The sequence below is a fragment of the Prevotella falsenii DSM 22864 = JCM 15124 genome (genome assembly GCF_000613945.1).
Lineage (GTDB): Bacteria > Bacteroidota > Bacteroidia > Bacteroidales > Bacteroidaceae > Prevotella > Prevotella falsenii.
The window spans coordinates 91,330-117,678 of the sequence record NZ_BAJY01000004.1 but is presented as its reverse complement, the minus strand read 5'-3'; the positions used below and the strand labels follow the sequence as shown (position 1 = coordinate 117,678).

Here is a 26,349-nt window from a genome sequence, read left to right as displayed (position 1 = left end):
ATTGTATGAAGAAGATATTTATCATAGCCATAGCGTTGCTTCTTGGCGTCGGAATGTACGCGCAAGATGTTTATACTAACGTTGATACGACGGTTGTCGCACCAATAGAGTCTTCACGTCTGCAAGGATACAGGCAAGCAACAGAGGCTGAGAAGGAATACGCACGCTTTTTGGCAGAAGAACGGGAGCAGCAACAGATAGACAGAAACCTGCCGCTTGTCGATGAAAACGGGCAAGCCATCACCAATAACGATATGTATTATCCTTATTGGGGCTATGGCTGGGGCTTTAATACATGGCGATTGCACAAGGGACTGAACGTAAACCTCAGTGCATCGGTATTTGCCAACTTGGGCAATGGGTACAACCATGGTGCCGGTTTTTCGCAAGATGTATCGCTGATGTACGTTACCAATCTATCGAAAAAAGCAACCTTGGCGGTAGGCGGCTATATAAATAATGTAACCTATGGCGGTTCCAACTATACCACTGCGGGCATAAATGCTATTTTGGGCTACCGGTTCGACGAACATTGGAGTGCATACGCCTTTGTTCAGAAAGCCTTTAATTCCGGCAACTTCGTTCCTTGGACAATGGGATATGGTGCATTTGGCGGTTATGGCATGGGCTTTTTGCCAATGTATGCAGGTTGGGGTTACGGAATGGCTGATAGTAGATTTATGGACAGAATAGGTGGTGGCGTTACCTATCAATGGGGAGAGAACAATCAAAATTCGTTCTCCATAAACGTAGAATTCGACCATTTGCCCGGCCAACGTAGCGGATTTTACGATTTCAACCGATACAGCTATCCTACCAAATAGTAGTTACCGAAGAAAGTAAAAGTTCGGTAGGCAAAAGCAAAAAAACCGATTACAGATAGTTGCAGAGTTGTTGCAATAAAATCCAAACACTTTCGTAACCGAATTTTAGAGGCAGAATTATGTCTTGCCGTGCATGTTTACGAATAAGCATAAAATAAGAAATACTGTTTGGCTTGTTAGTTTTTATAGGGTTAATTTCGTGTTTTTTCTTAATTTTCTGTTCTATTTATTTAAATATTAGTACATTTGCAAAATAAAAAGAGTGCAGTTACCTAATTGCTGTCTCGCAGCAGAATAGTGAAGAAAACCAAGTTCATACCTTGTCGTCCGTAACTATAACCACTGTACGAGAGTTGCAATTATCCCTGCACCCTATTTGATTGCAAAGATACCATCATTATTTGTTTGCTGCAATACTAATTGTTTGGTATTTTAAAATACCTACTTATTGCTATTGCACAATTCGTAAAAATGTTATTATTTTGCATGAATATAGTAATATGGAAGGCGAAAATCTACTTTCATCTTCCCAAAATGGATTATCTTATACAAAGATATTTAAATAAAATGCGAACCAAATGAAAAATCATAAAATGTATGAGGCTGAAGATAAGATGATTTCTCTTATCAGCGATAATTACGACCTACTACAAGCTCTTGGCAGTTTCGGCATTAATTTGGGCTTCGGCGATAAAACTGTTCGGGAAGTTTGCGAGAGCCAGAATGTTGATACCTATACCTTTTTGTCTATCGTGAATTTTACAATGAATGGTTATAAGGAGTACGACGATGCCGACAGGCTCTCCATACCAACCTTAGTGAAATACCTGAAAGCCTTCCATACTTACTATTTGGACTTTCAATTGCCGTTCATTCGTAAAAAGCTTGTGGACTCATTGGACGAGAACGACAATTTAGCACGACTTATTTTGAAGTTGTACGACGAATATGCACACGACATTCGCAACCACATGCAGTATGAAGAGAAAATGGTTTTCCCTTATGTCGATTCTCTTTTGTCGGGGCAAACAAATAATAATTACGATATAGAAACTTTCTCTAAGCACCACAAGCAAACCGATGTGAAGTTGCACGAACTTAAGAACATCATTATTAAATATCTGCCTTCAGACTCTCATCGCAACAGTCAGCTCACGGCAACACTATACGATATTTACCATTGCGAGGAGTGGTTGGACCAGCATGCAGATGTTGAGGAAGAGCTGCTCATACCTGCTATCCGCCATTTGGAGCTGAAGAGCAAGCAGAACGATGTGTCTGTGAAAATCTCAAGTATGCTGAGCAAGCAGCCCGATACAGGCGAAACACTGAGCGACCGTGAGAAAGATGTCATTATTTGTGTGGTGCAAGGAATGACAAACAAAGAGATAGCCAACCATTTGTGCATTTCTACGAATACCGTTATTACCCATCGAAGAAACATTGCACGTAAATTGCAAATCCATTCTCCGGCAGGTCTCACCATTTACGCTATTGTAAACAACTTGGTAGATATAGGTGCCGTTAGCCTGTAATAGCATTTACGGATACCTAAAAAGTAGTAGTCTCCTTTCATCTCTTAAGAGAATACTTGTAAATTTGTCCGCTATGGATATGGGAAAAATGATGAACGGGCGACCGCGTGTTGCGGTTATCGACCCTAATATGCTCGCTATACTTGGATTGAAGAATATTCTTCAAAATGTAATGCCAATAATAGAAGTAGAAGCTTTCTCTACTTTCGATGACTTTTTTGCGGCTAATCCCGACTTGTTTTTTCATTTTTTTGCGGCTCAAACCATTGTTTTGGAGAATAGAGCATTCTTTACCGAACGCAGACAGAAAACAATATTGCTGACCATTTCCAAAGACCCGAACTCGCAATTGTCAGGTTTCCATAGCATCTGCGTTAATGTTAGCGAAGAAGAATTGGTGCGCAGCCTGCTTACGGTAGAGCAACACGGACATGCGGGAGGTAGGAATTTGCCCGAAATGCCGCAGGTTTTGAAGAATAAAATATTGAGCAATCGCGAAATAGAAGTATTGTCTTTAGTGGTACAAGGCTATATAAATAAGGAGGTTGCGATTAAGCTCGGCATTAGTTTAACCACTGTTATAACGCACCGAAAGAACATTATGGAAAAGCTGGGTATGAAGAGTGTCTCGGCTCTGACCATCTATGCCATTATGAACGGATATGTAGATATAAATAAAATCTGACTTTACGTGAGTTCGGTATAAGTATTATGCCCGCATATTCTTCATTAAGATACTTAAAGAAAGAAGTGATTATGCTTTAATGTGCTTATAATCAGAAAGAAATAAAATATCTTCGTCATCGAAATCTTACACCGAACCCACTTTATTTCATAAGCGAAAAGAAGACAATAAAAACGTAAACATTTTTCGCAATCGTAACTTTCACGTAACCATCTATCCTCCAGTGCATTACAAAACCTATTGTTTCGCGTTCCAAAACCGTAGGTTTTGCACGGTAAAAGCGTAGGTTTTACACTGCAAAACCTACGGTTTCGCAATGCCAAAGCGATTATATCACTTTTTAACAGAATTATCTTTACAAGATTAAACCGAAAAACTCACATTGTTTCATCAGCGGAACTTGTTTAAAAACATCTATGAGATAGCTTGCTTTACCTGCTTTCTTATGCCGAATTTACGTAACTTTACGATTATAGGAAAGGAGAGAGGAGGAAACCCAGCCAGCCTTTAAACCTTTGCCAAGGGGTTCTCCATTCTTTCCATTTCTCTTCCGTTAATTTAAAACACTCTCTCTTCTGACTTTCAAAAAGATTGTCTAATTTTTTCGTTGTCTCTTTATCTATAATCACAGCGTTTACTTCTCGGTCCCATCTTAAGCTGCGAGCATTCAGGTTTGCCGAACCTACGGTGCAGATTTTCCCATCTACAAGTATGATTTTTGTATGGTGAAAGCCCGGCTTGAACAACCAGATTGTACAACCGTTCTTCATCAGCTTATGTGCATTATAGTATCCGCAGTCGGGTGTCAGCGGAATATCGCTCTTGACACTCAGCATTATTTCTACCTTCACTCCACGTTTTGCAGCATTCTTTAACGCCCTTCTTAGCCTCGGATTGAGTGTGAAATAAGGGTTTATAATCTTTATGCTATCTTGTGCATCATCGATAGCTTTCTCATAGAAAGTTCTGATAATGTCTTTTGAAACATGAGGTTCTCGGTCGATAATGCCTACCATTTTATGGTTTGCAGAATGGCAAGTGTCCGATTTTAGTCCTTTTACATAGTCGGCATTGCTTATGCCTCGATAATATTTTGCGCCATGAATATTTTGCCCCGACACCTTATACCACATTTGCAAGAATATCTTTTGCAGTGTGTTTACGGCATCGCTTCTATCCTGCAATGCATATCGTGCCATTCTCCAACAGCTTTCGTTCCTTTAATATAGTAGTCGGCAACGTTCATACCGCCTGTATATGCTATCTTTCCGTCGATAACAACAATCTTGCGGTGGTCGCGATTGAACACATCGTGTATCCAAGGGAAAGCTATTGGCTTAAATTCGTATATTTCAATGCCCTTCTTTCTGATTTCTTTTAAATGCCTTTTACGCATCGGACGATTATTACTGGCATTGCCAAACCCATCGAATATCGCCCTGACCTCTACTCCTTCTTGTACTTTCTTCGCAAGACGAGTAATCAGTTCGTTATTAATCGAGTCGTTTCTGAAGTTGAAATACTCTAAGTGAATGCTTGAATGAGCCTGCTCAATGGCTTTAAACAGGTCGTCGAATTTCTCTTGACCACTTGCCAATAGTATTACCGAATTGTTGTTGCTGAACTGTATGCCTTTCTTTTTCAGCTGTTGCACAAGCAAAGAATCGGAGCTTGTTTGCAGAGAATGCTGCTTGTCGGTTGCAGAACTTGCCATTATAGGCTGCCAAATAGCAGCAAACCATAGTAATAACAAGGTAAATAAAGGTGATTTTCTTTCTGTTTTCTTCACACTATTCGCCTTTTGTGTTCTTTTTTATTAGTCTTTTGTATTCTTCTTTGCTTTGAAACGCACCGTTAAATCATACAACTGTAATGGTCTACAACGCCCAATAGCCTTTGTTCTTTATCGCAAACCAACACCGTATGCACTTTGTATTTTTGCATAATACTTTGAATTTCGGTGATTTTGGTATTAGGAAGAACGGTCTTAGGCGTTCTTGTCATGATGTCTTCCACAGTGTGATCGAAAAATTCAGCTTGCCATTTCTCCATCGCACGGCGTATGTCGCCATCGGTAATAAGTCCGATAATCTTGTCGTTTTCAATGGAAACGCCTAATCCCAACTTACCGTTGCTGACGTGAATGATGGCTTCTCCCAAGTGCATTTCTTTGGGAATGATAGGCAAATCCTCTGAACGCATAACGTCTTGTGCAGTCGTTAGCAAGCGTTTGCCTAATTCTCCGCCGGGGTGGAACTGTGCAAAGTCTTTCGGACGGAACTTTCTGACTTCCATTAGGGCAATGGCAAGAGCGTCTCCCATTACGAGTGCGGCTGTCGTAGAGCTTGTTGGAGCTAAATTCAGTGGGCATGCTTCTTTCTCCACCCATACCTTTATATGTGTTGTAGAGTATTTTGCCAATAACGAATTAGGGTTGGCACTCATGCCAATGATAGGAATGTTCATGTGCAACACCATCGGAATAAAGCGCAGAAGTTCGTCGGTCTGCCCCGAATTAGAGAGTGCCAACACGACATCGTCCTTTGTCATGGCACCCAAATCGCCGTGGAAGACATCTAACGGGTTAGCAAAGAAGGCAGGAGTGCCCGTCGATGACAGTGTGGCAGCTATCTTGGCACCTATGTTTCCGCTTTTGCCAACCCCCGTAACAATAACTTTTCCTTTGCAGTTGTACATCAAGTCCACTGCCTTATCGAAGTTTTCGTCCAACTGTTCTATTAAAGCTAATGTGGCTTTGGCTTCGTCTTTTATACATTGTATGGCGTAATCTCTAACACTTTCCATCTTGCTTTTCTCCCTTTCGCTTTATTGTAGTTGTACGATTAGACTTTCAAGGTTGGCTAATTCCAGCATATTGGCAGCATCGCTGAGCCCTTTGTCCGGGTCGGGGTGTACTTCAAAGAAGTAGCCGTCCGCCCCAAACGCCTTGGCAGCCAATGCCATTGAAGGTACAAACTTGCGGTCGCCGACAGTCTTTCCATTGCCTGCGCTCGGACGCTGAACGCTGTGTGTGCAGTCCATAATTACGGTTTGGCTAAATTCCTGCATATCGGGAATGTTCCTAAAGTCCACAACAAGATTGTTATAACCAAAGCTGTTCCCGCGTTCTGTAAGCCAAACCTCTTTCGCACCGCTTTCTTTGCATTTTTCAACCGGGTATTTCATATCCTTTCCGCTAAGGAATTGTGCTTTTTTAATGTTCACAATCTTTCCCGTTTTGGCAGCTGCAACCAGCAAATCGGTTTGTCTGCACAGGAAAGCAGGTATCTGAACGACATCTACAACTTTGCCTACTGCTTCTGCTTGATAGCTTTCGTGAATGTCGGTGAGTAGCCGTAAGCCGTATTTGTCTTTTATTTCTTGCAGCATTTCAAGCCCTTTTGCCATTCCCGGTCCACGGAAAGAGTTCAGACTGGTGCGGTTTGCCTTATCGAAACTGGCTTTAAAAATTATGTCTATGCCATATTTATTATTCAAGCGCACCAATTCGGCAGCGACAGTGTTCAGGAGTTCTTGGCTTTCAATGACGCAAGGACCTGCGATATAGATGTTTTTACTATTCATTTGCGGAACAATATGAAGTATAGAATGTTGAGAAAGTAGCTTCCCCAAAGCTGTTTAATAATGCAAAGGTATATATAATAAGGTGAATATGCAAGCTATCCGCATAAGTTTATTAATACTTTATTATGTGATTTCGATATAATAATTATGCGGGTATATTATTTATAAGATGCTTAAAGAAAGAACCGGTCGCGATTTAATATGCTTATAATCAAAAAGAAATGGAGTTTCTTCGTCCAATTCTTACACCAAAATCACGTTATTTAATGAACGAAAAGAAGGTAATATATATGTAAATATTTTTCGCAAGCGTAGCTATTGCATAACTATCTCTGCATCAATGCATTACAAAACCTATTGTTTTGCGTTCCAAAACCGTAGGTTTTGCACGGTAAAAGCGTAGGTTTTACATCGCAAAACCTACGGTTTCGCAACGCCAAAACGATTATATCACTTTTTAACAGAATTATCTTTACAAAATGAAACGGAAAGAAATGCTCTCTATTGCATTATCGAGGCTTGCCGGAAAATACCTGCGAGATGGTCTGCTTTAAATGCTTTTTATACCGAACTAACGTTTTATAATACTATGAAAGTATTTTATTTTGAAGTTTTTTGTACTTTTGCAAGCAAAACAAAGCGTATGATACTGATAGCGGATAGTGGCAGTACAAAAACCGATTGGATAGTTTCGGGCGGAGAAGCAAACAACGATAAAGTGATTTCAACGCAGGGAATTAATCCTTTTCATCAATCAGACAGCGAGATAGAACTTATTTTAAAGAACGAAGTACTACCTCGGTTAATATCTGTTTTAGCGGATACCGATGCAGCAAACCTGATTAAATCGGTTGCATTCTATGGGGCAGGGTGTACGGAAAGCGTGCAACCCAAGATGAAAAATTGCTTGTCTGAAACCTTTGTAGAAGCGAAAGTGGAAGTTGCCGGCGACTTGCTGGGCGCAGCCAGAGCCTTGTGTGGCAGCACATCGGGCATCGTTTGCATATTGGGAACAGGCTCGAACAGTTGTTTTTACGATGGAAAAACGATAGTAAAAAATGTTCCGCCGTTGGGTTATATCTTAGGTGACGAAGGCAGTGGGGCTGCTTTAGGGAAGCTCTTTATAAACGGAATGTTTAAAGGCGGACTGCCCGAGGCTATCCGAGAGTTATACCTTCGCGAAGAAAATCTTACCTATCAGGACATCATTGAAAACGTTTATCGCAAACCATTGGCAAACAGATACTTGGCTTCTACCGCAAAATTCATAAACCGACATTTTGATTTGCCCGAATTGGAAGCATTGGTACGGCAAAACTTTGAGCTTTTCTTTGAGCGCAATGTCTGCGAATATGCCTCGTATGGAGCGAAGAACGTGTCGGCGATAGGCAGCATAGCCTACCACTTCCGCAGTACTTTTGAGAAGGCAGCTGCAAAGTTTGGCTTTGAAGCAGATAGGGTAGAGCAGTCTCCCATTCGTGGAATGCTGGCTTATCATCACTCCAAGCAGGCATAGAAATGTAGCTTTGACGATGAATGTATTCTGCCGAAATGCTGTTATAGAAGATATTCTGCCAATCGTTTGGCGGTTATTCATAAAATTAGTACTTTTGAATTTCAAAAATATAAGGGCTGTATCGTAGGGTAAAAGAACATTGTTTCGATACTTCAAACAAGCTCTTTCGGCATTAAATAATAAGACTTTAGAAAAGGAATATCAGTATGAAAAGAATATTTGCTTGTCTTGCAATCTTCGCAATCATCTTGTTTTCCTGTCCGATGGGCAGTATTGCGCAAAACGCTGATGCAGCGCAGCCGAAACCAAATGTGGAGGCTAATGCGGTCGGAGGTGTACAAAGCAGCGATGCACTCGACGAGCTCGAAATGGAAGAAAATGCTCCGAAGGTACAAAAAGCATCGACAGAAAGTGTTGGTTTCCACCAATCGCTAAAGCGAAAGTTCATCGACGGCAATGCAGGTTTTATGTCGCTTGTTGCCTTGGCTTTGGTGTTGGGTTTGGCTTTCTGTATAGAGCGCATTATCTATCTAAGCCTTTCGGAGATTGATGCAAAGCGATTTATGGGGAAACTGACCGACCTGATAGTTGCAAAAGACATAGAAAAGGCGAAAGAACTCAGCAGAAACACCCGTGGTCCTGTAGCTTCTATATGCTATCAAGGGCTTCTGCGCATCGACAGTTCTATTGAAGACATAGAGCGAAGCGTGGCTTCTTACGGCAGTGTGCAAAGTGCAAACTTGGAAAAAGGCTGCTCGTGGGTAACGCTCTTTATTGCTATGGCACCGTCGTTGGGTTTCCTCGGCACGGTCATAGGTATGGTAATGGCTTTCGACCAAATACAAATTGCGGGCGACATCAGTCCTACCATTGTGGCTTCGGGTATGAAAGTGGCTTTGATAACCACCATTTTCGGTATCATTGTGGCTTTGGTCTTGCAAGTATTCTACAACTATATACTTTCCAAGATAGAGCATCTGACGGCTCAGATGGAAGAGTCGGCAATCTCGTTGTTGGACGCTATTATGGTGTATAAACTGAAACGATAGGTTATGAAGTTAAAGAATAGGTTTGCAAACTTGGCAGAAGAACGAATATCGCAGCGCGTCTTGTACGTGCTGACAGGCATTGCTGCCCTTATTTTTGTTTTGTTCTTTTCCGTTGGCTTCTATGTTCCGCTTGCCGAAAATCCGGCTTTCAATGCGCCTTTGCTTACCGATGCCCTTATTGTTTTTATGTGGATACTCTTTGGTCTGACAGTTCTTGTCATGCTGTTGTCTGTGTTTCATACAGTGAAAACAATCTCCGTGAAGCAGAGAGTGGTGAATGGAATTCCTACTTATAGAATAACGACAGTCGTTTTTGGTACTACTTTCGTGTGCCTTGTGCTGTCGTTTGTATTCGGTTCTTCCGATTCGATGGTCATAAACGGTGCAACCTACGCCGATAAATTTTGGCTGAAGGCTTCCGATATGTTCGTTACCTCGTCGCTTGTGTTGCTGCTTGCTGCCATTGGAGTAACTGTTTTTGGTGCAACACGCTATTATAGGAAGAGAAAATAAACAGGCTTATGTTTAGACGTGCCAAACGAAAAGTTCCGGGACTGAACACTTCTTCAACAGCCGATATATCGTTTATGCTGTTGATACTCTTCCTTGTTACCACCTCGATGGAGGTGGACGAAGGCTTGGAACGACAACTTCCACCTATGGAAAAGGAAAAAACGGAAACTCAGTCGATAGTCGATGAACGCTTGGTGCTGAAGTTCCGGATACTTGCCGATAATGAATTGATGCTGAACGATAAACCGATAGCCTTGCAAAATGTAAGGCAAACGGTGGGGAACTTTGTTGCATCGAAAGGGAAAAAGCACATCATTCAAATTCAGGCGGATAGAAAAGCAGCTTACAACACTTATTTTTCGTTGCAAAACGAGATAGTTGCCGCCTACAACAACTTGCGAAACAAGCGAGCCGAACAGCTATATGGAAAGCAATATCTGCTTTGTACTGCCGAAGAGAAAATGCAGATAGCCGAAGAAATACCGCAGCGCATTTCGGAAGTCTACGAAGTAAGACGCCCTGACGGCGGGGAAGGAGGCGCACGATGAGCATTTACCGACGACGCAAGCGAGGTATTCCCGAACTGAATACGGCTTCTTTGCCCGACCTTATTTTTACGATTTTGTTTTTCTTTATGCTTGTTACCCACATGCGTAAAACCACTGTTAAGGTGAAGTATCAAGTGCCGCAGGGAACCGAACTCACCAAGTTGGTAAAGAAATCAGCCATATCCTATATATATATAGGTGAACCCATGACTGCCACAGACGCAGTTTCGGGCGACAGCCTATGCGTGCAACTCAATGACAAGATAGTGGACTTGAAAGATGTAAAAGGCTATTTGTCTAAGGAACGCCATACAATGTCGGCAGCCGATAGGAAGCAAATGAGCGTCAGTGTGCGTGCCGACAAAGCCACGCCGATGGGTACAATCAACGACTTAAAGCAAAGTTTGCGCGAAAGCAACGTGCTGAAAGTAAACTTTGCAGCTACTCATAAAAAGCAATAAACAGTTGTTTTTCTTTGTGCAACCCTATCTATAATCAGCAGGAATTTAAGTGCAAACAACTTGTTTTCCGGGCGAAGACCGGGTGGTAAAAGTGTAAATGTTTTTCATAAGCATAGCTATCATGTAACTATCTTATTGTCAATGTATTATAAAACAGGCTCTTTCGCAATGCAAAAGAGCCTGTTTTGCACGGTAAAACCGTAGGTTTGACATTGCAAAACCTACGCTTTTGCAATGCCAAATCGATTATATCGTTTTTTAACAGAATTTTCTTTACAAGATAAGGGCGTTTTCAGCGTCTTTTGCGACAGTCTTAATATTCGCCTTTCTTGTAAGTCTGGTCGAACAGAACCGTTTGTGGAGCTTTGCCCGAATGGTAAGTGTAGCGGAAGTTGAAGCCGGCTTCTTTATATATCTTTGTGCCCATATCCTTCTTTACCGCTGCAAGCAGTGTTTGGCGGAGCTCCTGTTCGTGTGCAGCAATGATGTCTTTGTTGTCGGCTTTGTTGAAAAACGAGTGATAGTAGTGTATGGTGCGCGTGTCGGCTTCGTACACCATGCTGTCCATTCGCGTGTTTTCTACAATCGGCGTAGGGCATTTTTTCAGCGTGTAATCTTTGCATTCCTTCGCTGCACGTTCTTCCAAACTCTCGTGGCAGCCCACAAGTGGAACACAAACAATTGATATAAAAAGAGCTTTGTTTAGTTTCATTTTCTTGCCTGATAATGTGCTATCTTTACCTAATATGATGCAAAGGTAAGCCTTTTTGTGTAATTTTATGATTGGTTCTTTTGTTTTTCTCGCTTTTATTGTTAATTTTGCATATTAAAAGACGAAAATTTTAATGAACCAAATAAGAAATTTCTGCATCATAGCGCATATAGACCACGGTAAGTCTACACTTGCCGACCGACTGTTGGAATATACCAAGACCATTCAAGTTACAAGTGGACAAATGCTTGACGACATGGACTTGGAGCGCGAACGTGGCATAACCATCAAAAGCCACGCCATACAGATGGAGTACGAACAAGACGGACAAAAGTACATTCTTAATCTTATAGATACTCCGGGGCACGTAGACTTTTCTTACGAGGTATCAAGAAGCATTGCAGCGTGCGAAGGAGCGTTGCTCATAGTAGACTCTACGCAGGGCGTACAGGCACAAACCATATCTAATCTCTATATGGCAATCGACAACGACCTTGAGATTATACCCGTAATCAACAAGATTGACATGCCGAACGCTATGCCCGAAGAAGTGGAAGACGAAATTATCGACCTTATCGGCTGCGAACGAAGCGATATAATTCGTGCCAGCGGAAAAACAGGCGAAGGCGTGCCGGAAATCCTGCGGGCTATCGTTGAACGTGTGCCCACTCCGAAAGGCGACAAGAACGCCCCCCTGCAAGCACTTATTTTCGACTCTATTTTCAATTCGTTCCGGGGCATTATAACCTTATGTAAGGTAACGAACGGCACCATTCGCAAGGGCGATAAGGTGAAATTCGTGCAGACCGGAATGGAATACGATGCCGATGAAGTAGGCGTTTTGAAAATGGAAATGAAGCCTAAAAACGAACTATCGACAGGCGAAGTGGGCTACATTATATCGGGAATAAAGAATGCGCGCGAAGTTAAAGTGGGCGATACGGTTACCCACATAGACCGCCCTTGCGAGAAAGCCATAGAAGGTTTTCAGCTGGTAAAGCCGATGGTGTTTGCCGGAGTTTATCCTATCGACCCTAACGACTACGAAAACCTGCGGGCATCGCTCGAAAAGCTCCAACTAAACGATGCTTCGCTCACCTTCTCGCCCGAGAGTTCGCAAGCCTTGGGCTTCGGTTTCCGTTGCGGTTTCTTAGGTTTGCTGCACATGGAGATTATCCAAGAGCGACTCGACCGTGAGTTCAATATGGACGTTATTACCACCGTGCCGAACGTTAGCTACATGGTGTACGACAAATTGGGCGAAAGCAAGGAAGTGCACAACCCCTCAGGGCTGCCCGAACCAACAATGATTGAGCACATCGAAGAACCTTATATAAAGGCATCAATCATTACATCGAGCGACTATATCGGTCCGATAATGACACTTTGCCTTGATAAACGTGGCGAGCTTGTTAGTCAAAACTACGTCAGCGGCAACCGTTTGGAGCTTATTTTCATGATTCCGTTAGGCGAAATAGTTATCGACTTCTACGATAAACTAAAGAGCATTTCCAAAGGATATGCCTCTTTCGACTATCACATCGATTCGTTCCGCCCGTCTAAATTGGCAAAGTTGGACATTCTTTTGAACGGTGAACCGGTAGACGCACTTTCTACTTTGACCCACGAAAGCAATGCCGTAACATTTGGCAGACGTATGTGCGAGAAGCTGAAAGAACTGATACCACGTCAGCAATTCGACATTGCCATACAGGCAGCCATTGGCGGAAAGATTGTAGCACGCGAAACAGTGAAGCAGGTTCGTAAAGATGTTACCGCAAAATGTTACGGCGGCGACGTCAGCCGTAAACGCAAACTGTTGGAGAAACAAAAGAAAGGCAAGAAGCGTATGAAGCAAGTGGGCAATGTGCAAGTACCGCAAAAAGCATTCTTGGCAGTATTAAAGTTAGATTAAACCCAATAAGGAGGCATAGATATGAAAGAAACCTTTGAAACCAGAGACATAGCACGCGAGTTGGCTCGGAAGTACAGCACCATGACCCACGAGGAACTTGATGTGATCGAAAGCATTCTCGTACCTATGAAATATGCAAAAGGCGAGATGATTTTGAGAGAAGGAGAGGTATGCGAGAATATCTATTATATAGAACACGGGCTGATTCGCCAGTTCTATTTTAAGAATGGAAAGCAGATAACGGAACATTTGGGCGAAGACCGAACCATTTTTATGTGCATCGAAAGTCTGTTCCGCGAAGAGCCTACCAAGTTGCAGGTAGAAGCGATAGAACCTACAACAGTGTATGCATTGCCCAAGCAGCGACTTGAACAAGTGGCACTGCACAATGTGAATATACAAATTCTCTATCGCAAGATATTGGAAGAAAGTCTCATTATCTCGCAAGTACATGCCGACCTTGTGCGCTTTGAAACTGCACAAGACCGTTATAAGAAGATGTGTAAACTGAGTCCGCAGGTTATTTTGCGTGCACCGTTGGTTTATATTGCCAGCTATTTGCAAATGACACCGGAGACGTTGAGCCGTGTCCGTGCTGCTACATTGTTAGATTAAATGTGTACTTTGTAAAGAGGAAAATAGCAAGGCTACAATTTAAAATGATGCGTAAAATTTACTTGTTTTTATTTGCAATAAATTTCACGTTGGCAGTTTCTGCGCAAGTGAATGGCTCCTTGTCTGTAAAGCAAATGAATAATGATGGTTCGAACGGCTTGATTCGGACTTATATGGACTCTTTGTCTTCGGCAAAAAATAAAATCTTTAGCGAGGCGGGCAGGAAAAGAGCGGCTTATAAAGGCGACATTTTCCGGCTTGCCCGATTGTTTTTGCCCACCACCTATTATAAAGATATTGTAAGCAATGCGTTTGCTTTGAAGGAGAACGATGCTTATAATAAGCAGCTTTTAGATATTTATCTGCACCGCCCATCGCTGGTAAGAGTTACCGATGACGAACTTCGGGGAAGCCAAACGGCAACGGTAGACGTGGAAATGCCTATACAGCAGGATGTGGAAATTGTAGATAAAGTTGCACCTTCGCCCGTAGAATCTACCTTTTCGCCCATTGAAGTGCTCATAAGGAAGCCCGACTTCTGGACTTATAAGGGCGATTACTCTTTGCAGTTGTTACAGAATTATGTTTCCGGAAACTGGTATAAAGGTGGCGAAAGCAACTATTCGGTGTTATCATCGGCATTATTGGAAGCCAATTATAACAATAAACAGAAGGTGAAATGGGACAACCGTTTGGAACTAAAGTTTGGTATTCAGAGTAGCAAATCTGATTCGTTGCATAGTTTTAAAACTACGGAAGACTTGATACGCCTTACTTCCAAATTCGGTTTACAGGCTACCAAGAGATGGTACTATTCGGTTCAGTTCGTTGGTTATACGCAGTTTACCCATTCTTACCGCTCCAACGACCCTGCGTTGTATTCGGATATTCTCGCTCCATTGAACATTAACCTGTCGTTGGGTATGGATTATACCATCGACTGGTTAGACCATAAGTTGAAAGGAAATATACATTTAGCTCCTTTGGCTTACAATATAAAATATACTCGCTTAAAGAATTTGGCAGGCAGATTGGGCATAGAGGAAGGTAAACATGCCCGGCACGATTTCGGTTCTGAATTTACGGTAGACTTTGAGTGGAAGTTGATGGAAGCCCTTACTTGGAAAACGCGTCTTTATGCTTATGCTACTTACAAACGAACCGAATTTGAATGGGAGAATACATTTAAGTTACAGTTTAATCGATATATAGGCGCACAGCTCTTTATCTATCCAAGGTTTGACGATGGCGTAACACGAGATGGGCGTCGCGGCTATTGGCAGCTGAGAGAATTTGCCTCTATTGGATTTCAATACAGCTTTTAAGTTGAATATATTGAGAATTAGCACATTGTCGTATAGCAAGAGATGTTCGTTCTTGGTGTCTTGTTTTTGTGAATAAAGCTTTCAAAAAGTAAAGAATTATCCTAAAATTTGGAATATTAGCTATTTATGCTTATCTTTGCATAAGATAATGTTTACACGGTGAAATAGTAAAAAGAGAAGTTTTACCGAATTTACAATACTTTAAATAGAAACATATAAATACTTGTCTTTATGAAGGACTTTTTTAAGAATGTCTTTGCCACCTTTGTTGGCGTATTCCTTTTTGGTTTGGTAACGTTGCTGATTGGTTTCGCTTGTATATTCGGAATGATATTATCAAGCGATGAAACAGCGGAAATAAAAGATAATTCTGTATTGGTAATAGACTTGTCAGGACCACTGAGCGAACGCTCCGAAGAAGATTTTCTGGCTAAATTTACAGGCAGAGTAGCAGGTGGAGTAGCCTTGGAAGATGTACTTTCAGGGTTGAAGAAAGCCAAAACCGATGATAAAATTAAAGGTATCTATCTTGAAGCGGGTGCTTTTGCGCCGAGTTCTTATGCGTCGTTACAAGAAATAAGAGATGCTTTGGTAGATTTTAAGAAAAGTAATAAATGGATAGTTGCTTATGGCGACACCTACACACAGAGTGCTTACTATTTGGCTTCGGTAGCCGATAAGATTTATCTGAACCCACAAGGAATGTTGGATTGGCACGGTTTGGCATCGCAACACGTATATCTGAAAGATATGTTGGCTAAGTTTGGTGTAAAAATGCAAGTATCTAAGGTGGGTAGATACAAGAGTGCTACCGAAACTTTTACCGAAGAAAAGATGAGCGATGCAGACAGACTGCAAACTACCGCATACTTGAATGGCATTTGGAAACATTTGACAAAGGCAGTCAGCGAAAGTAGAAACGTGCCGGTTGCAAAACTCAATGAGTATGCCGATAGCTTGATAACGCTTGATGCGCCAAGCGACTATGTTAAGATGAAACTCGTAGACCGGCTTCTTTATACCAACCAAGTGAAAGGTGAAATAAAGAAACGATTGGGTCTTGATGACGATGACGAAATCCGTCAGGTATCGCTTGCCGACCTGAGTACGATAGATGAGGAAAAGAAAGGCGAAGAAATTGCAGTTTACTATGCGTATGGCGATATTGTTGATGCACAGGTATCAGGAGCTTTCTCTAATAAAGCTGTCATCGTCGGAAAGGACGTTTGCAAAGATATAGAGAAACTGATGAAGGACGATGATGTAAAAGCTGTTGTCATTAGGGTTAATTCCGGTGGTGGCTCTGCTTTTGCTTCAGAACAAATGTGGCATCAAATTATGGAACTGAAAAAAGTTAAACCGGTTGTTGTAAGTATGGGCGGCTATGCTGCATCGGGTGGTTACTATATGTCTGCACCTGCCAATTGGATTGTTGCTGAACCAACAACGATAACAGGTTCAATAGGTATCTTTGGCATGTTCCCTGACTTTAGCGGTTTGGCTTCAGAGAAGTTAGGCATTAAATTCGACGAAGTAAAGACCAACAAGAACGCAACTTTTGGCTCAACTGTACGTCCTTATAGTGCAGAAGAGTTGAGAATGTTGCAAACTTATATAGACCGTGGCTATGCAACCTTTAAGAACAGAGTTGCTCAAGGCAGAAAACTGACAATGCAACAAGTAGAAGCGATTGCTCAGGGACACGTTTATACGGGTGAAGATGCGCTGAAAATAAAGTTAGTAGACGAACTTGGCGGATTGGACAAGGCTCTTGCGAAGGCTGCACAGTTGGCTAAGATAGAGAAATATCATCAAGTAAGCTATCCTGCTCCTGTAAGTTGGATAGACCAAATATTGGATAGCGATGTGCAAAGCAATTATCTTAACGACCAACTACGCACTTCGTTGGGTATGCTTTATGAACCATTCTCAATGTTGAGAACCATTAATCAGCAGTCTGCAATCCAAGCAAGAATACCTTATTATATTTATATAAATTAATAAGCACGACAGTATTGGCAACGCCATATTACTGTTTGTTGTAAGCACAAATGGAAGGCGACTTTATAAAAATACACAAAGGGCTGTTACCTCTAAGCTGGATTTATGGCTTAGGGGTAATGGTTCGTAATGAACTTTTTGAACTTGGTGTATTAAAAAGCCGTAGCTTCGATGTGCCTGTAATATCAGTTGGCAACATTACGGTTGGTGGTTCGGGTAAGACACCGCATGTGGAATATCTTGTGCGCTTACTGAAAGATGTATCGCAAGTGGCAGTGTTGTCGCGCGGATACAAACGTAAAAGCAAGGGATACGTGTTGGCTGAGACGGACACGCCGGTGGAAATGATTGGCGATGAGCCTTTCCAAATGAAGCAAAAGTATCCAAATGTTTATGTTGCCGTAGACAAGAAGCGTTGCGAAGGTATTGATAATCTAACGCAAAACGAGCAAACAAAAGACACCGATGTGGTGTTGCTCGACGATGCTTTCCAACATCGGTATGTGAAACCGGGTATCAACATTTTGCTGGTAGATTATCATCGTCTTATTATTTATGATAAATTGTTGCCTGCCGGACGCTTGCGCGAACCACTATCGGGAAAAAATCGTGCCGATATAGTGATTGTTACGAAGTGCCCCAAAGAGCTGAATCCTATTGATTACCGCGTATTGAGCAAGGCAATGAACTTATATCCTTTCCAAGAATTGTTCTTTACAACGTTGGAATATTGCGACCTTGTACCGGTATTCGACAATGTGGCTACCGAAAAAACAATCCCGCTGACCGACATACACAATAGAAATGTTTTGCTGCTTACAGGTATCGCATTGCCAAAGCAGTTGGAAGTAGATTTAAGTCAGTATGTGGAGGCTTCACGTGTGCAATCGCTGGCATTCCCGGACCATCATTCTTTTAAAGCCAAAGATGTGGTACTCATCAATGAAACCTTTGCAGCGATGGACAATCCAAAGATAATCATTACCACAGAGAAAGATAAAGCACGACTATTGAACTTAGAAGGGCTGGACGAAGAGGTGCGGAAAAATATATATGCACTGCCAATACAAGTTAAGTTTATGCTCGATAAAGAAGAAAAGTTTAACGAAAAAATATTATCCTATGTACGAAAAAATTCAAGAAACAGCATCTTGGCTAAAGGAAAGAATGAAAACAAGTCCGAAAACGGCAATCATTCTCGGAACAGGTCTCGGACAATTAGCTTCAGAGATAACTGACAGTTACGAATTTTCATATAAAGATATACCTAATTTCCCTGTATCAACAGTAGAAGGACACGCAGGTTGCCTTATCTTCGGAAAGCTTGGCGGTAAGGACATTATGGCGATGAAAGGTCGTTTCCATTACTACGAAGGCTACCATATGCAGGAAGTTACGTTCCCAATCCGTGTCATGCACGAGTTGGGTATTCAGACTTTATTTGTTTCCAATGCTTCGGGCGGTATGAATCCGGAGTTCAAAATCGGCGATTTAATGATTATTACCGACCACATAAACTTCTTCCCGGAACACCCGTTGCATGGTCCTAACTTCCCAACCGGACCTCGTTTCCCTGATATGCACGAAGCATACGACCACACACTCATAGAAAAAGCAGACGAGATTGCAAAGGAAAAGGGCATCAGAGTAATGCACGGGGTTTATACAGGCGTACAAGGTCCTACCTTTGAAACTCCTGCAGAATACAAAATGTACCGTATTTTAGGTGGCGATGCTGTGGGTATGAGCACTGTTCCAGAAGTTATAGTTGCACGCCATTCCGGCATAAAGGTGTTCGGTGTTAGTGTAATCACCGACTTAGGCGGTTTCGACGTACCTGTCGAAGTAAGCCACGAAGAGGTTCAGGAGGCTGCCAACAAGGCACAGCCTTTGATGACCGAAATTATGCGCGAAATGATAAAGCGTGCTTAACATATTTATAAGCAGGTTCTAAGAATACCATTTAACGATAAATTTATTGTGGCGTGGTTTTTTAGAACATGCTTATACTTAATCCTATAAAAGCAATATGGAAATAAAAGAATTGGGCGAATTCAAACTGATAGAACGTCTGACGAAGGATATTAAACCTACCAACCCTTCAACAATCATGGGTGTTGGCGACGATGCGGCAGTGCTTCGTTATGCCGATAAGGAAACACTTGTGTCTTCTCATTTATTTATGGAGGGCATACAGTTCGACCTTACCTACATCGATATGGAGCATCTGGCATACAAATGTGCAATGGTTGCCATGAGCAATATATTCGCAATGAACGGGCAACCACGCCAAATGGTAGTTTCGATAGCCTTGGGAAAGCGCATCAATGTAACTAATCTCGACCAATTCTACGTTGGATTGAAAGCTGCTTGTGCCAAATGGAATGTCGATATAGTAGGGGGCGACACCACATCTTCCTATACAGGACTTGCCATAAACATTACCTGCATCGGAGAAATTGCCAAAGAAGATATTGTTTATAGAAAGGGATCACAGCCAACCGATATTATATGTGTATCGGGCGACCTTGGTGCGGCTTACATGGGCTTGCAGGTCTTGGAACGTGAAAAGGTGGTTTACTATCAGCAAGTAGAAGAATTTAACAAGAAACTGAAAGAAGCACAGGCAGAAAACAATAAGGTGAAGCTCGAAGCACTGAAAGTTGAACGCGATGCGATAGAAAGTTTCCAACCCGATTTTGCAGGTAAAGAATACCTCATAGACCGACAGTTGAAGCCCGAAGCTCCCGGCGAAGTGTTGAAACAACTTCGTGAAGCAGGCATACGACCTACTGCGATGATTGATATTTCTGATGGTCTTTCGAGCGATTTGAAGCATCTTTGCAAGGAGAGCAATGTGGGTTGCAGAATTTATGAGGATAAAATACCTATCGACTATCAAACGGCTGCAACCTGTGAGGAGTTCAATATGAACCTTACAACAGCTGCGCTGAACGGTGGGGAAGACTACGAACTCCTGTTCACCATACCTATTAGCGACCACGCAAAGATAGAATCTATCAAGAATATTCGACAAATAGGTTATATTACCGAAGCTAAATTGGGCGAATATCTTGTTGCAAGAGACGGCAACGAGTTCCAACTGACCGCACAAGGGTGGGTAGATTAAGTACTTTACCTGATTTTTTGAGTTTTAAACCCCAATCTGTCATTAGCGTCCTAATGGCTGATTGGGGTTAAATATATTGGTAGTAAAACTTAGGAATTATTGTATTTCAGTCGGTTAAGTATAGTATCGCCATATTTTGTTAATGTGAACGAAAGTTAAGCCTTAAAATATCCTACAGAATATTTGCGGGAATGGGGGAAAATAACTACCTTTGCACTCGCAATTCAGAAATGATATTAATTCATTCGGAAAAAGCAATAAAATGGTACCATAGCTCAGTTGGTAGAGCAAAGGACTGAAAATCCTTGTGTCCCCGGTTCGATTCCTGGTGGTACCACTCCTCCTTTCATTAGAGCGGTTCTCGTTTGGGACTGCTTTTTTTTGTGTCTGTTTCTCTCCTATAATCGTAGTCTGAAGTTGGAATAAGTTTTTAAGAAGCAACAAAAACTTATTGTGAATAACTTGTTTTTTATATGGAAATAAGGCGGTAAAACTGTAAATATATTTCACAAGGAAAGCTGTTGTGTAACCATCTTGTTATCAACGTATTACAAAACCTATTGTTTCGCATTCCAAAACCGTAGGTTTTGCACGGTAAAACCTACGGTTTAACAACGCAAAACCTACGGTTTCGCAACGCCAAAGCGATTATATCACTTTTTAACAGAATTATCTTTACAATATTAAACCGAAAAACGCTCACTGTTTCATCGCGGATTTGCTTAAAAAACATCTACAAAATTACTTTACTTAACCTGCTTTCTTATGCCGGACGCACATTAAAATAATCGCTCTCTATACATTCTTTAAGGCGGATAAAAGTGCATAGCCGATTGCAGGGGCTGACTGTATTTTCAAACTTCTCCATACTTAATAGTATTCTTACAAAAAGTTTTTGCTTCTCGAAATTTATTTGTATCTTTGCCATACTTGGTTGTATAATTCGCCGTTTTACATCGCAACACCACGACAAGCGGATTTTACAATGGGGCAAGAACCTAAGCAATTTATTGTTGCTAAAGCGTTTATAGGATATTAAAATTAAAACAATACTATAAAATTATACACATAGTGAAAATGAAAAACGATAATAACTCTACAAAATCAACTGACTATACGTTAGGTGATAAGCATTTTTGGGCGGCATTCCTTAATTTGGCACGCCACAATGTCTATATTACAGTGAACCATATTAACAAGGTGCTGGAGCTAAAAAACAAGAAAGACCAAGAAATAATTATTGATAATGACCAAGACATATTAGCCATTAAAACTCTTTGGGGAAAAGTTGATACAGATATTAATAAGAAAGACCGATTAAGAGAACTGATAATGAAACATTTCCCTTTCTTGGAAGCTGCGACATATCAACAGAGTTCTACCAATAATACAAAACAAAAAGAAGAAGAACAAGCCAAAGCCCAATCGTTTGAAAGTCTGAAGGATTGTTTATTTCTCTTTTTAGAGAAACTTCGGGAAGCAAGAAACTATTATTCTCATTACAAGCATTCTAAATCTTTAGAAGAACCAAAGTTGGAGGAAAAATTACTGGAAAATATGTATAATATCTTTGATACCAATGTTCAATTAGTGATAAAAGATTACGAACATAACAAAGATATAAACCCTGAAGAAGACTTTAAGCATCTTGGCAGAGCAGAAGGAGAATTCAATTATTATTTTACAAGAAATAAAAAAGGAAACATAACCGAAAGCGGTTTGCTCTTCTTTGTATCCTTATTCCTTGAAAAGAAAGATGCAATATGGGCACAGACAAAGATTAAAGGCTTTAAAGACAATAGGGAAAACAAACAGAAAATGACCCATGAGGTATTTTGCAGGAGCCGAATGCTCTTGCCAAAACTGCGATTGGAAAGCACGCAAACACAAGACTGGATATTGCTCGATATGCTCAACGAGCTGATACGTTGCCCCAAATCGTTGTACAAACGCCTGCAAGGAGAGAAGAGAGAAAAGTTCAGAGTCCCCTTCGATCCTGCAGACGAGGACTACGATGCCGAACAAGAGCCTTTCAAAAACACATTGGTAAGGCACCAAGACCGTTTCCCTTACTTTGCATTGCGCTATTTCGACTATAACGAGATATTCACAAATCTTCGTTTCCAAATAGACTTGGGCACCTATCACTTCTCCATTTATAAGAAACAAATCGGTGATAAGAAGGAAGACCGCCATCTTACACATAAGCTATATGGTTTTGAACGCATACAAGAATTTGCCAAAGAGAATCGACCCGATGAGTGGAAAGCACTTGTAAAGGATTTAGATACCTTTGAAGAATCAAACGAACCGTATATCTCGGAAACCACACCGCATTATCATTTGGAGAACCAAAAGATAGGCATTAGAAATAAGAATAAGAAAAAGAAAAAAACTATTTGGCCATCACTTGAAACAAAAACAACGGTCAATGAAAGAAGTAAGTACAATCTTGGTAAATCATTCAAGGCAGAGGCATTCCTAAGCGTACACGAGCTATTGCCAATGATGTTCTATTATCTGTTGTTAAATAAAGAAGAACCTAACAATGGAAAGATAAATGCAAGTAAAGTGGAAGGTATCATTGAGAAAAAAATAAGAGATATATATAAACTCTATGGTGCTTTTGCCAATGAAGAGATAAACAACGAAGAAGAATTAAAAGAATACTGTGAGGGCAAAGATATTGCAATACGACATCTGCCCAAACAAATGATTGCCATATTGAAAAACGAGTATAAAGATATGGCAAAAAAGGCAGAAGACAAGCAAAAGAAAATGATAAAGGACACCAAGAAGCGTCTTGCAGCTCTTGATAAACAAGTAAAGGGAGAGGTAGAAGATGGTGGACGAAATATCAAACCGTTGAAATCAGGTAGGATTGCCAGTTGGTTGGTAAATGATATGATGCGTTTCCAACCTGTACAAAGAGATAGAGACGGTTATCCACTGAACAACAGTAAAGCCAACAGCACAGAATATCAGCTGTTGCAGCGCACGCTTGCACTCTTCGGCAGCGAACGTGAACGCCTTGCTCCTTACTTCAGACAAATGAATCTCATAGGAAAAGACAACCCACACCCATTCTTGAAAGATACCAAGTGGAAGGAACATAACAATATCTTGTCTTTCTATCGCAGCTATTTGGAAGCAAAGAAAAACTTTCTCGGAAGTCTAAAGCCCGAAGATTGGAAGAAGAACCAATATTTCCTTAAGCTTAAAGAGCCAAAGACCAATCGCGAAACATTGGTGCAAGGGTGGAAAAACGGCTTTAATCTGCCACGTGGAATCTTTACAGAGCCTATCAGAGAATGGTTTATAAGGCATCAGAATGAATCAGAGGAATACAAGAAAGTTAAAGACTTCGATAGAATTGGCTTGGTTGCAAAAGTAATTCCCTTGTTCTTCAAAGAAGATTACCAAAAAGAAATAGAAGACTATGTACAGCCATTTTATGGCTATCCTTTCAACGTGGGCAATATACACAACTCCCAAGAAGGTACATTCTTGAATAAAAAGGAACGTGAAGAACTGTGGAAAGGAAATAAAACCAAGTTCAAAGATTATAAAACCAAAGAGAAAAACAAGGAAAAGACGAATAAGGATAAGTTCAAGAAGAAGACAGATGAGGAAAAGGAAGAGTTCCGTTCTTATCTTGATTTTCAATCTTGGAAAAAGTTTGAGCGGGAACTACGACTTGTACGAAACCAAGACATCGTAACGTGGCTGTTGTGTATGGAACTGATTGATAAGCTGAAAATAGACGAACTCAATATCGAAGAACTGCAAAAGTTGCGCTTAAAGGATATTGATACAGATACAGCAAAAAAAGAAAAGAATAATATTCTGAACAGAATAATGCCGATGGAACTGCCTGTTACGGTGTACGAAACTGACGATTCCAACAATATAATAAAGGATAAACCTTTGCATACCATTTATATAAAAGAGGCTGAAACCAAGCTTTTAAAACAAGGAAACTTTAAGGCATTGGTAAAAGACCGCAGGCTCAATGGGCTGTTCTCGTTCGTTGAAACTTCTTCTGAAGCAGAATTGAAGAGTAAACCTATCAGCAAATCGCTTGTAGAATATGAACTCGGAGAGTATCAAAGGGCAAGAGTCGAAATTATCAAAGATATGTTGAGATTAGAAGAAACGCTGATAGGCAACGATGAGAAGTTACCAACCAACAAGTTCAGACAAATGCTTGATAAGTGGTTGGAGCACAAGAAAGAAACGGACGATACAGATTTGAAGAATGACGTAAAACTCCTTACTGAGGTGCGGAATGCCTTTTCGCACAATCAATACCCAATGCGCGATAGAATAGCATTCGCAAATATTAAACCATTCAGCCTTTCTTCTGCTAATACTTCCAACGAGGAGGGACTTGGTATTGCCAAGAAACTGAAGGATAAAACCAAAGAAACAATAGACAGAATAATAGAAATAGAAGAACAAACAGCAACTAAAAGATAAGATTATGGACTGTACATTAATTCCAAAAGAGCTGATTATTGCATTGATTCCTGCCTTGATTAACTCAGCAGCAATCATTGTTGTAGTCTATCTAACGTATTTCTACGCTGTCAAGAAACTGCGTGAAGAAAGTTTTGAGAATATCGAACGTGCAAAGTATGAAGCCATACTGAAGGCACACCAAAGCGTTTATAAATTGCTTAGGTTTATCACAGATACGGAAAACGACGACTGCATATTGGTGTGGGAGGAGCCTAAGGGCGGCGGAGAGAAAGCTTATTATTTCAGACAAGCCAATATACGCAAGTTTATAAGAGAGCTGACCGAAGAGATATACAACAAAGGCAATGGCATTTTTCTATCAAAAAAGACAATGTCGCTGATATTTGAATATCGAACTCTTGTCTATGGGCTGTTGCTTACTGCCAAAGACAACCCTGCCGAGGCGATAGAAATAACGAATAAGAAACTGGCAAAGAGAATGATAGAAATTCATCAGAGCCTCTCAATACAAATCAGAAAAGATAGAAATTTACAACAATGAGATTTACATTTCGATTAATCGAAAAGGAAAGAATTACCCTTGAAGAAGAAAGGCAAAGCATCTTAGAAATAGGCATTTAAGCCAATTTCGTTGCATCTGCCTCCTTTTTGCAAGGTACAAACAACTTGCCTACTGTACACGCAACAACCAGACGGGTTGCATCTGCCTCCTTTTTGCAAGGTACAAACAACCAGTTATTTGTTCTTTATTTTCTTCTATATGTTGCATCTGCCTCCTTTTTGCAAGGCACAAACAACATATCTACAATTAAGTTTTGACTTTTTGGTGTTGCATCTGCCTCCTTTTTGCAAGGCACAAACAACCCATATTCGCTGCTTATCTTGTCATAGATAGTTGCATCTGCCTCCTTTTTGCAAGGCACAAACAACACACACATCCCAACTTACAAATTCTTGTAAGTTGCATCTGCCTCCTTTTTGCAAGGCACAAACAACTCATAAGGAGTAGCGTAAAAAGTGCCATCGTTGCATCTGCCTCCTTTTTGCAAGGCATAAACAACTCGTATTTGGCGCGGTATTTTAGCCTCGTCGTTGCATCTGCCTCCTTTTTGCAAGGCATAAACAACACCATTGAACGCGAAACGCCGAGTGCCATTGTTGCATCTGCCTCCTTTTTGAAGGGCACAAACAACATCATACAGAATTTGCGTTCCATTTTTTAGTTGCATCTGCCTTCTTTTTGCAAGGCACAGACAACACCTTTATGTGCATTTACCTGCCGTACATAGTTGCATCTGCCTTCTTTTTGCAAGGCACAAACAACGCTTTAGAAAACAAGTGAATGAAGTAGGGGGAGTAGAAAATGTAATGGGGAACAAGCCTTTTTATGGGCGGAAAAAGGCGATAAATATGTAAATGTTTTTCGCAAGCAATGCTGTTGTGTAACTATCTG

General features: G+C 41.0%; 21 protein-coding genes, 1 tRNA gene and 1 pseudogene. 18 read left to right on the top strand and 5 right to left on the bottom strand.

Annotation, left to right across the window (positions count from 1 at the left end; all coding sequences use genetic code 11):
* The first annotated feature begins 5 nt into the window (after nt 1-5).
* The 3 genes from JCM15124_RS02945 to JCM15124_RS02930 all read left to right on the top strand — a co-directional run bounded on the left by JCM15124_RS02945 (nt 6) and on the right by JCM15124_RS02930 (nt 3,044).
* The gene (locus JCM15124_RS02945; RefSeq protein WP_024998225.1) at nt 6-824 is read left to right on the top strand and encodes a hypothetical protein; all 819 of its coding nucleotides are present in this window, start codon (nt 6-8) and stop codon (nt 822-824) included.
* Between the two features lie 578 nt (nt 825-1,402).
* Nucleotides 1,403-2,359, top strand: a complete 957-nt coding sequence (locus JCM15124_RS02935; RefSeq protein WP_024998224.1) for a helix-turn-helix transcriptional regulator — start codon at nt 1,403-1,405, stop codon at nt 2,357-2,359.
* Nucleotides 2,360-2,432: 73 nt separating this feature from the next.
* Entirely contained in the window at nt 2,433-3,044 is a 612-nt protein-coding gene (locus tag JCM15124_RS02930; protein ID WP_024998223.1) for a helix-turn-helix transcriptional regulator, read from the top strand.
* Nucleotides 3,045-3,514: 470 nt separating this feature from the next.
* Here JCM15124_RS02930 and JCM15124_RS12980 read toward each other — a convergent pair.
* From JCM15124_RS12980 to kdsA, 3 genes and pseudogenes are all read right to left on the bottom strand, one after another.
* Nucleotides 3,515-4,758: pseudogene (locus tag JCM15124_RS12980) on the bottom strand (phospholipase D-like domain-containing protein).
* A gap of 140 nt (nt 4,759-4,898) precedes the next feature.
* The gene (locus tag JCM15124_RS02920; RefSeq protein ID WP_024998222.1) at nt 4,899-5,849 is read right to left on the bottom strand and encodes a KpsF/GutQ family sugar-phosphate isomerase; all 951 of its coding nucleotides are present in this window, start codon (nt 5,847-5,849) and stop codon (nt 4,899-4,901) included.
* A 21-nt stretch (nt 5,850-5,870) separates the two neighbouring features.
* Nucleotides 5,871-6,629 carry a 3-deoxy-8-phosphooctulonate synthase gene (gene kdsA, locus JCM15124_RS02915; protein ID WP_024998221.1) on the bottom strand — a complete coding sequence of 253 codons (759 nt, stop codon included), beginning with the start codon at nt 6,627-6,629 and terminating at the stop codon, nt 5,871-5,873.
* A 643-nt stretch (nt 6,630-7,272) separates the two neighbouring features.
* On the opposite strand from kdsA, the gene JCM15124_RS02910 reads away from it, so the two are divergent.
* The 5 genes from JCM15124_RS02910 (at nt 7,273) to JCM15124_RS02890 (ending at nt 10,716) form a co-directional block, all read left to right on the top strand.
* On the top strand, nt 7,273-8,145 hold the full coding sequence (locus tag JCM15124_RS02910; RefSeq protein WP_024998220.1) for an ATPase: 873 nt from the start codon (nt 7,273-7,275) through the stop codon (nt 8,143-8,145).
* A 206-nt stretch (nt 8,146-8,351) separates the two neighbouring features.
* Entirely contained in the window at nt 8,352-9,194 is an 843-nt protein-coding gene (locus tag JCM15124_RS02905) for a MotA/TolQ/ExbB proton channel family protein (protein ID WP_024998219.1), read from the top strand.
* A 3-nt stretch (nt 9,195-9,197) separates the two neighbouring features.
* On the top strand, nt 9,198-9,707 hold the full coding sequence (locus JCM15124_RS02900) for a hypothetical protein (RefSeq protein ID WP_024998218.1): 510 nt from the start codon (nt 9,198-9,200) through the stop codon (nt 9,705-9,707).
* Nucleotides 9,708-9,715: 8 nt separating this feature from the next.
* On the top strand, nt 9,716-10,255 hold the full coding sequence (locus JCM15124_RS02895) for an ExbD/TolR family protein (RefSeq protein WP_024998217.1): 540 nt from the start codon (nt 9,716-9,718) through the stop codon (nt 10,253-10,255).
* Nucleotides 10,252-10,716 (top strand): ExbD/TolR family protein, encoded by a 465-nt coding sequence (locus JCM15124_RS02890; protein WP_024998216.1) that lies wholly within the window; start codon nt 10,252-10,254, stop codon nt 10,714-10,716. Before JCM15124_RS02895 ends, JCM15124_RS02890 begins: the two co-directional genes overlap by 4 nt.
* Nucleotides 10,717-11,029: 313 nt before the next feature.
* Here JCM15124_RS02890 and JCM15124_RS02885 read toward each other — a convergent pair whose 3' ends face one another.
* Nucleotides 11,030-11,428, bottom strand: a complete 399-nt coding sequence (locus JCM15124_RS02885) for a DUF8479 domain-containing protein (protein ID WP_024998215.1) — start codon at nt 11,426-11,428, stop codon at nt 11,030-11,032.
* 133 nt (nt 11,429-11,561) lie between these two features.
* Between JCM15124_RS02885 and lepA the strand changes: the two genes are divergently transcribed.
* The 10 genes from lepA to csx28 all read left to right on the top strand — a co-directional run bounded on the left by lepA (nt 11,562) and on the right by csx28 (nt 25,437).
* Entirely contained in the window at nt 11,562-13,343 is a 1,782-nt protein-coding gene (gene lepA, locus JCM15124_RS02880) for a translation elongation factor 4 (protein WP_024998214.1), read from the top strand.
* A gap of 21 nt (nt 13,344-13,364) precedes the next feature.
* The gene (locus JCM15124_RS02875) at nt 13,365-13,958 is read left to right on the top strand and encodes a Crp/Fnr family transcriptional regulator (protein WP_024998213.1); all 594 of its coding nucleotides are present in this window, start codon (nt 13,365-13,367) and stop codon (nt 13,956-13,958) included.
* A gap of 44 nt (nt 13,959-14,002) precedes the next feature.
* Nucleotides 14,003-15,283 (top strand): DUF3078 domain-containing protein, encoded by a 1,281-nt coding sequence (locus JCM15124_RS02870; protein ID WP_198019115.1) that lies wholly within the window; start codon nt 14,003-14,005, stop codon nt 15,281-15,283.
* A gap of 231 nt (nt 15,284-15,514) precedes the next feature.
* Nucleotides 15,515-17,284, top strand: coding sequence for a signal peptide peptidase SppA (sppA, locus tag JCM15124_RS02865; protein WP_024998211.1), 1,770 nt, complete (start codon nt 15,515-15,517; stop codon nt 17,282-17,284).
* 50 nt (nt 17,285-17,334) lie between these two features.
* A complete protein-coding gene (gene lpxK / locus JCM15124_RS02860) occupies nt 17,335-18,522 on the top strand; it encodes a tetraacyldisaccharide 4'-kinase (protein WP_024998210.1) in 1,188 nt (395 codons plus the stop codon).
* The gene (locus JCM15124_RS02855; protein WP_084608823.1) at nt 18,407-19,216 is read left to right on the top strand and encodes a purine-nucleoside phosphorylase; all 810 of its coding nucleotides are present in this window, start codon (nt 18,407-18,409) and stop codon (nt 19,214-19,216) included. The genes lpxK and JCM15124_RS02855 overlap by 116 nt, the downstream gene beginning before the upstream one ends.
* A gap of 97 nt (nt 19,217-19,313) precedes the next feature.
* Complete coding sequence (locus JCM15124_RS02850; RefSeq protein WP_024998208.1) at nt 19,314-20,414, top strand: thiamine-phosphate kinase; 1,101 nt, start codon at nt 19,314-19,316, stop codon at nt 20,412-20,414.
* Between the two features lie 264 nt (nt 20,415-20,678).
* Nucleotides 20,679-20,751 (top strand) — tRNA-Phe (locus JCM15124_RS02845).
* A 740-nt stretch (nt 20,752-21,491) separates the two neighbouring features.
* A complete protein-coding gene (gene cas13b, locus JCM15124_RS02840; RefSeq protein ID WP_036884929.1) occupies nt 21,492-24,893 on the top strand; it encodes a type VI-B CRISPR-associated RNA-guided ribonuclease Cas13b in 3,402 nt (1,133 codons plus the stop codon).
* Between the two features lie 4 nt (nt 24,894-24,897).
* Nucleotides 24,898-25,437 carry a type VI-B CRISPR accessory protein Csx28 gene (csx28, locus tag JCM15124_RS02835; protein ID WP_024998206.1) on the top strand — a complete coding sequence of 180 codons (540 nt, stop codon included), beginning with the start codon at nt 24,898-24,900 and terminating at the stop codon, nt 25,435-25,437.
* A 403-nt stretch (nt 25,438-25,840) separates the two neighbouring features.
* Here the strand turns inward: csx28 and JCM15124_RS17215 are convergent, their stop codons facing one another.
* Entirely contained in the window at nt 25,841-26,125 is a 285-nt protein-coding gene (locus JCM15124_RS17215) for a hypothetical protein (RefSeq protein WP_444543837.1), read from the bottom strand.
* Between the last annotated feature and the right edge of the window lie 224 nt (nt 26,126-26,349).

Coding starts and splice junctions, on each gene's coding strand:
- JCM15124_RS02920 (WP_024998222.1), bottom strand. CDS start 5,849: ATGGAAAGTGTTAGAGATTACGCCATACAATGTATAAAAGACGAAGCC.
- JCM15124_RS02875 (WP_024998213.1), top strand. CDS start 13,365: ATGAAAGAAACCTTTGAAACCAGAGACATAGCACGCGAGTTGGCTCGG.
- JCM15124_RS02890 (WP_024998216.1), top strand. CDS start 10,252: ATGAGCATTTACCGACGACGCAAGCGAGGTATTCCCGAACTGAATACG.
- kdsA (WP_024998221.1), bottom strand. CDS start 6,629: ATGAATAGTAAAAACATCTATATCGCAGGTCCTTGCGTCATTGAAAGC.
- JCM15124_RS02870 (WP_198019115.1), top strand. CDS start 14,003: ATGATGCGTAAAATTTACTTGTTTTTATTTGCAATAAATTTCACGTTG.
- cas13b (WP_036884929.1), top strand. CDS start 21,492: ATGAAAAACGATAATAACTCTACAAAATCAACTGACTATACGTTAGGT.
- JCM15124_RS02900 (WP_024998218.1), top strand. CDS start 9,198: ATGAAGTTAAAGAATAGGTTTGCAAACTTGGCAGAAGAACGAATATCG.
- JCM15124_RS02855 (WP_084608823.1), top strand. CDS start 18,407: ATGTACGAAAAAATTCAAGAAACAGCATCTTGGCTAAAGGAAAGAATG.
- JCM15124_RS02935 (WP_024998224.1), top strand. CDS start 1,403: ATGAAAAATCATAAAATGTATGAGGCTGAAGATAAGATGATTTCTCTT.
- JCM15124_RS02945 (WP_024998225.1), top strand. CDS start 6: ATGAAGAAGATATTTATCATAGCCATAGCGTTGCTTCTTGGCGTCGGA.
- csx28 (WP_024998206.1), top strand. CDS start 24,898: ATGGACTGTACATTAATTCCAAAAGAGCTGATTATTGCATTGATTCCT.
- JCM15124_RS17215 (WP_444543837.1), bottom strand. CDS start 26,125: ATGCAACTAAAAAATGGAACGCAAATTCTGTATGATGTTGTTTGTGCC.
- JCM15124_RS02885 (WP_024998215.1), bottom strand. CDS start 11,428: ATGAAACTAAACAAAGCTCTTTTTATATCAATTGTTTGTGTTCCACTT.
- lepA (WP_024998214.1), top strand. CDS start 11,562: ATGAACCAAATAAGAAATTTCTGCATCATAGCGCATATAGACCACGGT.
- JCM15124_RS02905 (WP_024998219.1), top strand. CDS start 8,352: ATGAAAAGAATATTTGCTTGTCTTGCAATCTTCGCAATCATCTTGTTT.
- lpxK (WP_024998210.1), top strand. CDS start 17,335: ATGGAAGGCGACTTTATAAAAATACACAAAGGGCTGTTACCTCTAAGC.
- JCM15124_RS02895 (WP_024998217.1), top strand. CDS start 9,716: ATGTTTAGACGTGCCAAACGAAAAGTTCCGGGACTGAACACTTCTTCA.
- JCM15124_RS02930 (WP_024998223.1), top strand. CDS start 2,433: ATGGATATGGGAAAAATGATGAACGGGCGACCGCGTGTTGCGGTTATC.
- JCM15124_RS02910 (WP_024998220.1), top strand. CDS start 7,273: ATGATACTGATAGCGGATAGTGGCAGTACAAAAACCGATTGGATAGTT.
- sppA (WP_024998211.1), top strand. CDS start 15,515: ATGAAGGACTTTTTTAAGAATGTCTTTGCCACCTTTGTTGGCGTATTC.
- JCM15124_RS02850 (WP_024998208.1), top strand. CDS start 19,314: ATGGAAATAAAAGAATTGGGCGAATTCAAACTGATAGAACGTCTGACG.